We start from the raw sequence: 12,558 nt of genomic DNA on the forward strand, positions 1-12,558 counted from the left end.
ATCAGTTCCGGGTCCAGGTTCAAGCCCTTGCCCGGTTCTACGGTCGCTTCTTCCTTACGTTTGCGTGGCATAACGTGGCTCCTTGGCCATCAGTTTATGCCTCACACACAAAGGTTCGGATAGGCTCGGAACAGGTTGAATCCCGGTCAGCCTGAAAAATCGTCCGCATAACCACCGTGCTTCGACACCGGCGTGCCGTTCAGCGGGTCGCGTAACGTCATGGTCGACGCACTCGGCTTGTCCCATGACGCGCATTTTTCGAGAATCTGGCCAGACGTCCCGTTCTCGATCAGGCTCGGCGTGATCTTGATATACGACCCACCGACGTTGAGAATCAGCTCCTTTTCCGCGCGCAGAACCACCCGTCCGGACGCGCTCTCGATCATGATGTCCTGTTGCGCAAGCATCGTCAGCGCATCGTTCTGAGCTTGGATTTCGACAGGGCCTTTGGTCGCGAAGATCTTGATTCCGAGGTTTTGAGCATACAGACTGATCTTGTCCATGACGCTCGTGAGAAGCGACTTCCCGGCCGCGAGGTTGACATTCTTTCCCGATACCAGATTGACCTGCTGATTCGCCGAAGCGTGAAGGGATTGCTGGCTTGAAATCCCGACACCGACCGGACTCGACAGCAGCATGGCCGGCTTCGCAAAGCCGCTGGCATTTCCCGTGCCACCGCCGGCCGTTCGCCCCCCTTTGGTGACGCCCGGAACGCTACCCTGCGTCATCTCGGTAAAGGCCTTCAGCGCATCACTGCCGTCCCGCAGGCTCTCGGCCCGGTTCGTCTCACTCGCCTGCGAGACTGTCTCGAACACAGCTTCCGCAGCCGCAAGCTGGTCAGTTGCTGCCGACACGTTCATCGGTTGCACAGCAGCCGCGTGGGTCGAGATTGACAAGCCTTGCACTGCCCGAATCGCTCCATGCGCCTCCGACTTGAGATCGAAGCCGCTACCGACGAACGACCCGCGCGTGTTGTCGGACTGCTCAATCAGGTAACCCAAATGCAGATGAGAGCTGTAGCTTGACGAGTAAAGATGAACTCGATTCTGACCGCTCGCGTCGTCCAAGACCAGTTGATTGAAGCCGTCGCCGCCGTATTCACGGGACCGAAATCCAGACAGGAGGCCGTGCGTATGCCAGACCGGCATTGTTGCGCCCCCGTGCAGCCTCGACATGATTACCGGCCGGTCACAATCACCGTTCACGAACCCTAGGAGTACCTGATCACCCTTGCGCAATGGGAAATAGCCGCCACGCTTTGCACCCGCGTCCGGCATCGCTGCGCGAATCCACGACGTCGACTTCGTATTGCGATCGTTCCGGCTGTTCGATGTGCGGACCCGCACACGGTTACCATCGTCGGTCAGGATTTCCTCATCGCTGTCCGTCACTACGATCGCCGTCTGCATGTGCATTTCCGGCTTCTTGTGCTCGAACGGACTGCGGAACGGCGTCTTACGGCGTTGCGCTTCGATCTCTACATGGAAGAATCCGACACCTCCATCGCGGTGGCTCACGGTCGCACCGGCCCCGGTCGCCTGGACCTGCTCTATTTCGCTGCGCAAGCTGCGCGGAAACCGCGTCAGCGCGTCCATGCCCGGAAGATTGTTCTGAATCAGCCAGTCGCTCGCGATGATCGACAACTCGCGCTCTTCCTCCGGCTGCATGTCCAAGATGGGATGCCCCGCCACCTTGAACCAATAACCGGGCAGCGCATAGCGCGGACTGCCGATCGCGAAATAGCGCTTCGATCGGGACGCCCACTCCTCGGTGCGAATTCGGGCCTGTTGTTCGCCAACGTCGGAAGCAGCCCAAGTCTGTGAACCGGTATAGAGGTAGTCTTCGCCTTGACCTGGCAATTCCTCCAGATTCGCCGCCGGCATGCTGACCTGTTTGTCGAGATCGGGCCGCTTGTAGTCGGCTGTACCAATGGTGAGGGTTTCGCTTTGCGCGTCTTGCTGCTCACTCAACTGAGTGAGTCCGTCGAAATCCTCGTCCGTACCGGCATGACTGAACTTCATCTCGGAATTCGGCAAGGGAGGACCAAAATAAAGATCGTCCATCATGACGACCTTGTGTGATTGACCATCGCTTGCGAAGTCGAAGCGCATAAATACCCCGACTTCCTCCAGACTCCGGTGCACGAAATTCCAGTCGGTCTCCCACTGCACGCGATGGGAATACGAGCGCATCACCCCGCGCAACTCCTGCCCATAATTACCGGAGGCCTGCGGGTGCTTGTTCAATACATCTGTCAGGATCTGCCAGCCACCGGCTTCCTGCCAGTCGCGCCGATCGCTGCTGAGCTTCAAAAAGCTCAGCCAAGAAGAGAACTGAAGCTGAAAGTAGGACACGGTTCCGTCGTATCCCAACCGACGAGCCCGTTGCACATAGCCATGAATTGGCAAGTAACTGCCGTCCGTCTGTCGAATCCAGAGCGTGACGGGCTTCAGGATCAGCGCATTGAGCTTGATCTTGTCACCCATGATCGACGAGGCGTCGACAACCACCTCGAAATTGCGTCCTAGGCGAGCATGGAGCTTAACGTACAACGGAACGAGCCAATCCTCGCCAAGCGGCGTGTCAAGCTTGATGATGCGATCGAACTGCGCGTGCCCACCACGCAGGGCCTTCAGTAATACTCCCCCGCTCATGAGGATACCCCGTCACGTGTCGACAAGTCCGGCTGTCACTACCCTCTCAGACCCGCACTTGCAAATATTAAATTCGACGCCCTTGTAATGTAACTTTCTATTCCTTCAATTACCCTACGAATCAGGCGCTAATTAAATTCGTCTCGGATGATTCGCTATTTCAAATCCTCTTTCGACGAAGCTACACTATAATCATATGATAATACGTGGATTCATCGTAGAGTGCCCCATCAGACGGAATATCAGCGATTGTTAAATCCCACTCACCTGTGACCGCATTTCTCTAGTACCGCTCCACCTTTAACCGCTCTGTCGCAGCAGTCGCGAGAAGTACCACCGCCCCTCCCCGATCTTCGAGTTGGAAACGAAGCTCATCGTTAAAGAACGTCACAGAATCCGGCGCCAACAAGCAAAAACGGCCACCGTGACCCCACGGCAGCCGCCCTCAGAAACACCCAACTCCTAACCCCAAATCGCCCCTACTCATCCACCTTAAAAGCCGAAACCAGCTTCGTCAATTCCGCCGCCTGCTGCTTCAAACTCTCCGCGGCCGCCGCGCTTTCCTCGACCAAAGCCGCATTCTGCTGCGTCATCTGATCGAGCGACTGCACCGCATCCCCGATCTGATCGATCCCGGCACTTTGCTCCAGACTAGCCTCAGCAATCTCGCTCATCATCGCGCTAACGCCCTGAACCTGCGACACCACATCGCTCATCACCTTCCCCGCCTCACTCACGAGCCGCGACCCGGCACCCACCGTCCCCGCGCTATGCTCGATCAGCGATTTGATCTCCTTCGCCGCCTGCGCACTACGCTGCGCCAGATTCCGCACCTCCGAAGCGACGACAGCAAACCCGCGCCCCTGCTCCCCCGCCCGCGCCGCCTCCACCGCAGCATTCAACGCCAGGATATTCGTCTGAAACGAGATACTGTCGATCATCACGATGATTTCTGAGATCCGCTGCGAAGCGTTGCTGATCTGCTCCATCGTCGTCACGACCTCGCCCACCACCTGCCCGCCACGCGCCGCCGTATCCGCCGCGCCGTTGATCATCTTCGCGGCCGTCGTCGCCGTCTCGGTGTTGTTGCGCACCACGGCCGTGATCTCTTCCATCGACGAAGCCGTCCGCTCCAGGTTGCTCGACTGCCCTTCGGTGCGCTCGCTGAGATCCGCATTCCCCGAAGCAATCTGCGCCGACCCGGTCGCAATCGAAGCCGAAGCTGTGCGAATCCGATGAACCAGCGTCGACAGCGACGACACGAACCGGTTGAACGCATCCGACAACTGCCCGATCTCGTCCTCACTCTCCACCGCCATCCGGCGCGTCAAATCGCCCTGACCGCTGGCAATCTCCGACAACAGCGTCGCCGCGCGGCGAATCGGCGCGGCAATCGCACGCCCCACCAGCCAGATCACGAGCAACGCAACCCCAAGCCCCACTACCGCCGCGACCAGCGCCGCGCTGCGGATAGCACGCGTCACCGGCCCGAGCAGTTCGGCCTGCGGCACCTGGACGACCACATACGCATTCAGCTCCGGAATGAACGACGTCGCGATGAAGCGCGCGCCGCCGTCGCCCTCGTAGCTCAGGTATGCATACGCCTTGCCGGCGAGCAGCGTCGCCGACGCATCGCCCGGCAGGCCCGGCTCATCCTTCAGAAAATGCTTGCCGTCGATCAGCGACGTAACGCGATGCATCATGATCGCGCCGTCGGGACGCACGAGATACGCAAACCCGGTCTCGCCGATCCGGTAAGCGGAGATGCCCTTCGCGAGCGCATCGACGGACAGGCTCATGCTTGCCGCGCCAACCGGCACGCCGTCGAGTTCCACGCGGCTGTTGATGAACATCATGTATCCGCCGACGGTCACTTCGCGATCCATGTTCACGTCGAACGCCTTGCCGGACGACAGGAAGCTGGTGAGCCACTGATCCTTGTCGGTCACCTTCCGCTGCAGGCCGGCTTCGTTGTAGTAGTTGCCGCTCTTCACCGACACCCACTGCACGGACGCGGCTTTCTGCTCGTCCTTCACGTTCTTCGCGAACTGGATCCAGTTACGCGTGCCGGCATCGGGTTCGCCGTCGGCTTCCCATTGCAGCAGGAACGCATCGCGCGCGAGAATGCGCGACGCGGCGATCGGGCCGGCCATCTGGCGCTGCACGTCGGCGCGGATGCCGTTGACGGCAGTCGGCAGTTCTTCGCGGACGACGCGATCGCGCACCGCGTTGCCGATCAGACGAACGCTGAGCCCGCTCGAAATCGCGACGAACACGAGCAGGCAACTCGTCATGCTGAGAATCAGCTTGTTCTGAATGGAAAGCTTGCGCCAGAAATGCATGGGGAACCCTCGATAACCGCTCGGTCTGAGCCAGATTGGGTTATCGGCAGGCGGGCGCAGAAACGCATCGCTGATTTCAGATAGCGATCATTCGAGATTCGTTATGTCGTTGATGGGCGGGCATATGCAGCCGCCTATATAGGCAGAAACGGCGCAACCTGAACGCCAATCAATACGCGACGGAAATCGTCACGCGCCGGTTTCGCGCTCTTGATGCCGCATCGTCCCCCGCGACGAGCATTGAAATGCCTGCCACGATCGCCCGCGTCAGGTCAGAACTCCATATCGAGTTCGTCGATGTCTTCGTGCTCGGCCTTCGCCGCGTCGATCCACTCGGCGACGAACGGGTGCGCGAGCACCTGCATGCAGTACTCGGCGACGTCCGGTTCGAGCTTCACGTCATAGGTCAAAAAGCGCGTGACGACCGGCGCATACATCGCGTCGGCGATGCCGATCTCGTCCCCGAACAACCATGGGCCGCCGTACTCGGCCAGGCACTCGCGCCAGATGGTCACGATCCGCTCGATGTCGTGCTGCGCGCGCGACCAGATCCGGAAGCCGGGGAAATGCCCGCGCAGGTTCATCGGCAGCGCGGATCGCAATGCGCTGAAGCCGGAATGCATCTCGCCGCAGATCGACCGGCAATGCGCGCGTGCATGCCGGTCGTCGGGCAGCAGCCGCGCCTGTGGGCGGATCTCGTTCAGGTATTCGGCGATCGCGAGCGTGTCCCACACCGCGTTGCCGTCGTGCGTGAGGCACGGCACGAGGATCGACGGCGACAGCAGCAGCAGCTCCGCGCGCGAAGCGGCATCGATCGGCACGCTGATCGTCTCGAACGCGAGCCCGCTCAGCTTCGCGAGCAACCAGCCGCGCATCGACCACGAAGAGTAATTGCGGCTGCTGATGGTCAGCGTCGTCCGTGCGTTGGATTCCATGTCGCTCACCCTGCTGAATGTCGTTCGTGCCCCTGCACCGTAAACGGACGCGCCGCATGACCGCGCGCACCACGCCCGTGCAATCCGCTCGCCGAAGTGGCGCACCGTCACACGGCATCGCGACAGGTGTCGCGCGCCCGACCAGCAAGGCAATGCATCGCCTTCGCCCGCTCATCACCTACCGCGCGCGTCGCCGCGCTCCCGAACCGCTGCAACGCGCGTGCCAGCCGCATGCTGGCATACGGCTTGCCTCGTTCCCTGCAATGCGGCGTCACGAGCGGCGGTCTGATGAATCTGCTTGCCTATCCGTTTTATCAATGGTCTGCGGAATGCCTGCGCCCGGCGCGTGCATGGGCAGCCGCCACGCGCGCGACGATGTCGCTGTGGCCGCCGGCGACGTCGACGCCAACGGGCCGCATGGTCGACGCGCTGTGCGAACTGCTCGAATGCTGCGCGTTCTCGCATCGGCGGCCGCCGTTCGGGATCGCGTCGGTCGTCGTCGACGGCGAAACGGTGCCGATCGTCGAGGAAGCGGCCGCGGCCACGCCGTTCGCGACGCTGCTGCATTTCCGCAAGGCGCGGCCGGTCGCGCGCCAGCCGCGCGTGCTGATCGTCGCGCCGATGTCCGGGCACTTCGCGACGCTGCTGCGCGGCACGGTGCGCACGATGCTGGCCGATCACGACGTGTACATCACCGACTGGCACAACCCGCGCGACATCCCGCTGGCGGCCGGGCGTTTCGGTTTCGACGAATACGTCACACACGTGATCGACTTCATCCGTCACATCGGCCCGGACGCCCACGTGCTCGCCATCTGCCAGCCGACCGTCGCGTCGCTCGCGGCGGTCTCGCTGATGGCGGCCGGCGGCGATCCGGCGCAGCCCGCGAGCCTCACGCTGATGGCCGGCCCGATCGACTGCCGCGTGAATCCGACGAAGGTCAACGCACTCGCGACGAGCCAGCCGATCGAATGGTTCGAGCGCAACCTGATCAGCGTGGTGCCGGCGGGTTTCGTCGGCGCCCAGCGGTGCGTGTATCCGGGCTTCGTGCAGGTCGGCGCGTTCATGTCGATGAACCCGGACCGGCATGCGTCGTCGTTCGCCGATCTGTACTACGAACGCGCGAAAGGCGACCCGGCGAAAGCCGACACGTTGCGGCATTTCTACGACGAATATTTCGCGACGGCCGACCTCACCGCGGAGTTCTATCTGGAAACGGTCGAGAAGGTGTTCCAGCAGTACGCGCTCGCACGCGGCGAGCTGACCGTCGACGGCACGCTCGTCGAACCGGCGGCGATTCATCGCACCGCGCTGTTGACGGTCGAAGGCGAGAAAGACGATATCTGCGCAGTGGGCCAGACGGTGGCCGCGCAGGAACTGTGTTCGGGGTTACCGTCGTACCTGAAGACGCACCATGTACAGACGGGTGTGGGGCACTACGGCGTGTTCAACGGCAGCCGGTGGGAAACGCAGATTTATCCGATCGTGCGGGCGACGATTCACGACAACGAGCCGTACGATCGCACCGCGGATGCGGAAGGCGACACAAGCGGCACCTATTACGTCACGCTGCGCGCGCTGCTCGATGCGCGCACGGCCCGGATCGATACGGCGATTGAAGCGCAATCGGATCACGCGCACTGAACGCGGGTAGTGACACAGTGAATCGCCCCACCGGAAAGGCGGGGCGATGTTTGCATCAGCATCCGGACGACGCGCGAGCGGACCACTCGCGCGCCGGGCCGGCTCGTTACGAGCAAGCCTTGCCGTGCGACGCGTGGTAGCCCTTCGCCTTCGCGTCGGCTTCCGACATGTAGCTGCCGTGCTTGGTCTTGCCGTAGTACTTGTCGGTCGAGCAGTGATAGACCTTCGAGGTATCGTTCGCCCACACCTTGCCCGCGCCGCCGCCCGGCGCTGCGGCCGCGGTCGTCGCGGCGGCGCTCTTCGCGGGTGCGGTGCCCGATGCCGGCGCGGCGGAAGCCGCCGTTGCCGGCGCGGCGGCCGGTGCGCTCGCCGCGGCAGCGGCCGATGCGCCGTACCACGTCTTCACGCCCTTGTGGCCTGCACATGCGCCCTTCTTCGACGCGCCCGAGTAGAACGAGCCGTCCTTGCACAGCCCGGTCGTGCCGGCCGGAGCGCTGGCCGGAACCTGCGCGAACGCACCGATCGACACACCCATGCCGGCGACCAGCGCGGCAATCAACATCGTTTTTTTCATGGTCCTCTCCTGATTTGCCTGAATGATGAAAGCGTCCGGGACCTCCCCGGGAACAGCCACGGTTACCGCACCCAGCGGCACACGCGGTGGTGGTGATGGTCGACGTGGCACACGCGGTGCGAATGCGCCTCGGCCAGTGCCGGCACGAGCACGGCGCAAGCCAGTGCGGTTGCCGTCAGGATCTTCGCGATGCGGTTCATGGTGAAACTCTCCCGGATAGGTCAGCCGGTGATCCGGCTGGTACCTCCTTAACGCCGGTCGTCGACCGGCCGTGCACCGCACCTGCATGCAATTGACGATCTTTGACATCGCGTCGCCAATCGACGGCCGAAGCTGACGAATGTCTTTCCCTTCTTTCCGACTCTTCAGCTTCGGGGCCGTTTGGAATTCGAATCAATAGGCCGAAGCGGAAGGTAAGTCGCGGATGCCGGCGGAGCAATAAAGAACCGCCCGAAGGCGGTTCGTCGAAAACGCACACCCAACCGGCACGCTACGCACCGGCCTCGCCCCACGGCGTCGGCTCCGGCACCGCGCACGGCCCGTCGACGTCGATCGATTTGAAGTCGGCGGGCCCGACGATCTCCAGGTACTCCATGTCCGGCGAGTAGTCGAACAGGTAGTGAACGATCCCCGGCGCCTGATGCACGCAGTCTCCGGCCGCCACCAGCGTTTCCTGTTCGCCGTACATGAAGCGCGCCCAGCCCTTCAGCATGATCACGATATGGAATTCGGCTTCGTGACGGTGCCAGCCGGTGCCCGCCTCCGGTGCATGATTGGCCCTGACGAGTTGCGCGACGACCTTGCCGTTCGTCGCGGCGGCGATACCGAGATCGCGGTACAGGAAGAAGTCGCGCAGGCCCTCGCCTTGAAAGGCGGTGTCCTGCGGCTTCACGTGGGAAAAAGCAGTGGTGGTCGGCGTGCTCATCGCGGTGCTCCTTCATCGAAAGGATCACGCGAGACAAGCATTAAGCGTTCCAGTTTGCAACGGGGCGTTACTTCAACCGCCCCGACAGAAACTGCCCGAGCCGCTCGCTTTTCGGATTCACGAGAATCTGCTGCGGATCGCCCTCTTCCTCGATCTTTCCCTGATGCAGGAAGATCACGTGGTTCGACACGTTACGCGCGAAGCCCATCTCGTGCGTGACGACGACCATCGTGCGGCCTTCCTCGGCGAGCTGCTGCATCACCTTCAGCACTTCGCCCACCAGCTCCGGATCGAGCGCCGACGTCGGTTCGTCGAACAGCATCACTTCCGGCTCCATCGCGAGGGCGCGCGCGATCGCGACGCGCTGCTGCTGGCCGCCCGACAGGTGCGACGGGTACATGCCCTCGACGCGCGGCGCGAGCCCGACCTTCTCCAGATACGTGCGCGCCCGCGCGATCGCCTCGTCCTTGCCGACGCCGAGCACGGCCATCGGTGCCTCGATCACGTTCTCGAGCACCGTCATGTGCGCCCACAGGTTGAAGTGCTGGAACACCATCGACAGCTTCGTGCGCATGCGCTGCAACTGTTTCTGGTCGGCCACGCGCAGCGAGCCGTTGCGGTCGCGCGTGGTCTGGATCGGCTCGCTGCCGATCGTGATCTGCCCCGAGCACGGCTGTTCGAGGAAGTTGATGCAGCGCAGGAACGTGCTCTTGCCGGAGCCGCTCGAGCCGATGATGCTGATCACGTCGCCGGCCTTCGCCTTCATCGACACGCCCTTCAACACCTCGTTGTCGCCGAATTTCTTGTGCAGGTTCTCAACGGTAAGCTTGTACATGCTGGGTCCTTCGTTGCGGATCTTGCGAATGCGTTAATGGCTGCGCGGCGCGAGGTACGCGAGCCAGCGCGTCTCGAGCTTGCGGAACGCCCAGATGAGCGCGAACACGACGACGGCGTACAGCACGGCCGCGATGCCGTAGGCCTGGAACGACATGTACGTCGCCGAATTGACGTCGCGCGTGACCTTCAGGATGTCGGGCACGGTCGCCGTGAACGCGAGCGTCGTCGCGTGCAGCATCAGGATCACTTCGTTGCTGTAGCTCGGCAGCGAGCGGCGCAGCGCGGACGGCAGGATGATGCGCGTATAGAGCTTGAAGCGCGACATCCCGTAGGCCATCCCGGCCTCGATCTCGCCGGCCGACGTCGCCTTGATCGCGCCCGCGAAGATCTCGGTCGCATACGCGCATTCGTTCAGCACGAACGCGAGCAGCGTGCAGTTCATCGCGTTGCGAAAGAATGTGTCGAGGAGCACGTGGTCGTGCACGACCTGCAGGCTGTAGATGCCCGTGTAGCACATGAGCAGTTGCACGTAGAGCGGCGTGCCGCGGAAAACGTACGTGTAGAGCCACACGGGGCCCGAGATCCAGCGGTTCGACGACGCGCGCGCAATCGCGAGCGGCACGGCAAGCGCGAAACCGAGCGCGATCGACACGACCAGCAGCCACAGCGTGATCGCGAGGCCGCTGAAGCGGTAGCCGTCGGTATAGAGAAAGTTTTGCCAGTACTGGCTGACGAGTTCGATCACAGTGCAAGCCTCCGGACGCCGACGGAATAACGCTTCTCGAGGTGATGCAACACGACGTTGGACACCGTCGTGATCGCGAGGTAGATCGCGCCCGCGGCCAGCGTGAAGAAAAAGAAATCGAGCGTGCTCTTGCCGGCGTCCTGCGACGCCTTCACGACATCGGCGAGGCCGATGATCGACACGAGCGCGGTGGCCTTCACGAGCACCTGCCAGTTGTTGCCGATGCCCGGCAACGCGAAGCGCATCATCTGCGGAAACAGGATGCGGCGAAACACGCGCCAGCCGCTCATGCCGTACGCGAAGCCGGCTTCGAGCTGGCCGCGCGGCACCGCGAGGAACGCGCCGCGGAACGTTTCGGTGAAGTACGCGCCGTAGATGAAGCCGAGCGTGATGACGCCGGCGACGAACGGATCGATGTCGATCTGGCGCCAGCCGAGCGCGTCGGTGACGTTGTTCAGCAGGATCTGCATCCCGTAGAACAGCAGCAGCATCAGGACGAGATCGGGCACCGCGCGGATCAGCGTCGTATAGAAGGTGCCGATCGACTTGAGCATGCGGTGGGTCGACAGTTTCGCGCTCGCACCGATGAGGCCCAGCACGAGCGACGCGGCGAGCGACAGCACCGCGAGCTTCACGGTCTCGACCGTGCCGGCCCACAGCAGCGGGCCAAATCCTTGGAAGATCATATGAAGAATCCGGAACGATGTGGCTGGATCGTCAATAGCCATTAACCGCGCATCAAACGAGTTCTGCGCACTGAGTGATGCAGCCTGCTCATCAGCCCGGGCGCAGCGCGCGGCGCGCGGGCCGATCAACCGCCGTAGACGTCGAATGCGAAGTACCGAAGCGGATCGTCGACCCATCGTTGGCATGGGCACCGACCGCGATGCAAGCGGGGGCAATACTGAGCGCGAGTTTCTTCATGGCGTTCCTGTCAGAGGCGAACTGGGCGGGCCCTGTCGGGCAGCCCGCGCCGGCGCCGCCGGCACCGCGCCCCCGCCGCGAACCCTGCCAACCCGGCGATCGCCCCTTCCGGCGACGCTCAAAGTTGTACATACAACTTTGCCTTTTCCGAGGAATGCCCGGCAATCCGGGTTTATCTCTAGTCGTCGGTGGATTCTTTCACCGATGAAATTTTTCCTTTGTTTTTCAACCAATTGCGCATCACATCAAGCTAAACACGGGACTTCTCCCAACGATCGCTCCAGACCAGGGACGCGCCTTCACTTGTCTATACTTATCCAGCCATCGCCAGGTTTCCCGTTCGCCGAGCTGACCGTTCCCGGCCCGACCAGCGGGCGGGCGAATGGCGATTCCGCTGGTGGATGCCCGGGCCGAATCGGCCGCGATTGGCATGTGCGGCGCAAGTTCGCCGTGTACCCGCGCACGCCCCGCAAGCGAATGCCTTTACGAGAACACCGAACACGTCGGGGCAAAACCAGGCGTACGGCGTTTTTACGGGTTCTTTTCAGGGTGGGCGCGAGTCTATACACCGCATCGTCACCGCGCTTCCTAGAATGAGCGCCATGTCCGATACGCGATCTCCGCGGTGCGGAGCACGATGCGACCCGGGGATGAACACATGCAATCGACCAGAACCGAATGTGCTGCTTCACGCGGTCTGCCGCTCGCCCGTTCGCGGCGTCGTTGTGCTGCGGACGCACTCGTGCTGCTGTCGATCCGCGTCGAATCGGACGACCTTGCGCTCGTGCGGCGCCAGTTGCATCAGGCCGTCGGCGCCGCGCTCAATTGCTACACGGCCGCGCTCGACAGCCGCACCGGGCGCGCGTGCATCGAGCTCGAAGTCGCGCGCTCGCAGGCGTCGCCCGCGATCCTGTCGATCATGCGCGTGCTGCCGGCCGCCGAGTTCGGCACGATCCGCCTGTTGCAGCACTAGCCGGC

Annotated in this window: 12 protein-coding genes; 2 read left to right on the plus strand and 10 right to left on the minus strand. The window is 62.6% G+C overall.

Features of this window, described 5'->3' with window-relative positions; translation table 11 throughout:
* Nucleotides 1-146 precede the first annotated feature (146 nt).
* The 3 genes from LGN10_RS01670 to LGN10_RS01680 all read right to left on the minus strand — a co-directional run bounded on the left by LGN10_RS01670 (nt 147) and on the right by LGN10_RS01680 (nt 5,931).
* Nucleotides 147-2,654 (minus strand): type VI secretion system Vgr family protein, encoded by a 2,508-nt coding sequence (locus tag LGN10_RS01670; protein WP_226221402.1) that lies wholly within the window; start codon nt 2,652-2,654, stop codon nt 147-149.
* Nucleotides 2,655-3,133: 479 nt separating this feature from the next.
* On the minus strand, nt 3,134-4,996 hold the full coding sequence (locus LGN10_RS01675) for a methyl-accepting chemotaxis protein (protein WP_226221403.1): 1,863 nt from the start codon (nt 4,994-4,996) through the stop codon (nt 3,134-3,136).
* Between the two features lie 272 nt (nt 4,997-5,268).
* Nucleotides 5,269-5,931, minus strand: a complete 663-nt coding sequence (locus LGN10_RS01680) for a glutathione S-transferase family protein (RefSeq protein WP_226221404.1) — start codon at nt 5,929-5,931, stop codon at nt 5,269-5,271.
* Between the two features lie 288 nt (nt 5,932-6,219).
* Between LGN10_RS01680 and LGN10_RS01685 the strand changes: the two genes are divergently transcribed.
* Complete coding sequence (locus LGN10_RS01685) at nt 6,220-7,575, plus strand: polyhydroxyalkanoate depolymerase (protein WP_124860799.1); 1,356 nt, start codon at nt 6,220-6,222, stop codon at nt 7,573-7,575.
* A gap of 106 nt (nt 7,576-7,681) precedes the next feature.
* On the opposite strand, the gene LGN10_RS01690 is transcribed toward LGN10_RS01685, so the two are convergent.
* The 7 genes from LGN10_RS01690 to LGN10_RS01720 all read right to left on the minus strand — a co-directional run bounded on the left by LGN10_RS01690 (nt 7,682) and on the right by LGN10_RS01720 (nt 11,580).
* The gene (locus LGN10_RS01690; protein ID WP_060311496.1) at nt 7,682-8,149 is read right to left on the minus strand and encodes a DUF3761 domain-containing protein; all 468 of its coding nucleotides are present in this window, start codon (nt 8,147-8,149) and stop codon (nt 7,682-7,684) included.
* Between the two features lie 62 nt (nt 8,150-8,211).
* A complete protein-coding gene (locus LGN10_RS01695) occupies nt 8,212-8,349 on the minus strand; it encodes an HHHH-motif protein (protein ID WP_164728222.1) in 138 nt (45 codons plus the stop codon).
* A 290-nt stretch (nt 8,350-8,639) separates the two neighbouring features.
* Entirely contained in the window at nt 8,640-9,074 is a 435-nt protein-coding gene (locus LGN10_RS01700) for a cupin domain-containing protein (RefSeq protein ID WP_027813051.1), read from the minus strand.
* 67 nt (nt 9,075-9,141) lie between these two features.
* On the minus strand, nt 9,142-9,909 hold the full coding sequence (locus LGN10_RS01705) for an ABC transporter ATP-binding protein (RefSeq protein WP_226221405.1): 768 nt from the start codon (nt 9,907-9,909) through the stop codon (nt 9,142-9,144).
* Nucleotides 9,910-9,942: 33 nt separating this feature from the next.
* Nucleotides 9,943-10,656, minus strand: coding sequence for an ABC transporter permease (locus tag LGN10_RS01710; protein WP_059575275.1), 714 nt, complete (start codon nt 10,654-10,656; stop codon nt 9,943-9,945).
* Nucleotides 10,653-11,342: an ABC transporter permease gene (locus LGN10_RS01715; RefSeq protein ID WP_059575273.1), complete on the minus strand. Its 690-nt coding sequence runs from the start codon at nt 11,340-11,342 to the stop codon at nt 10,653-10,655. Before LGN10_RS01715 ends, LGN10_RS01710 begins: the two co-directional genes overlap by 4 nt.
* 91 nt (nt 11,343-11,433) lie before the next feature.
* Nucleotides 11,434-11,580, minus strand: a complete 147-nt coding sequence (locus LGN10_RS01720) for a hypothetical protein (protein ID WP_226094222.1) — start codon at nt 11,578-11,580, stop codon at nt 11,434-11,436.
* A 742-nt stretch (nt 11,581-12,322) separates the two neighbouring features.
* Here LGN10_RS01720 and LGN10_RS01725 point away from each other — a divergent pair.
* Nucleotides 12,323-12,553 carry a hypothetical protein gene (locus tag LGN10_RS01725; protein WP_226221407.1) on the plus strand — a complete coding sequence of 77 codons (231 nt, stop codon included), beginning with the start codon at nt 12,323-12,325 and terminating at the stop codon, nt 12,551-12,553.
* The last annotated feature ends 5 nt before the right edge of the window (nt 12,554-12,558 follow it).

It is taken from the genome of Burkholderia sp. AU32262, from assembly GCF_020419985.1.
GTDB classification, from domain to species: domain Bacteria; phylum Pseudomonadota; class Gammaproteobacteria; order Burkholderiales; family Burkholderiaceae; genus Burkholderia; species Burkholderia semiarida.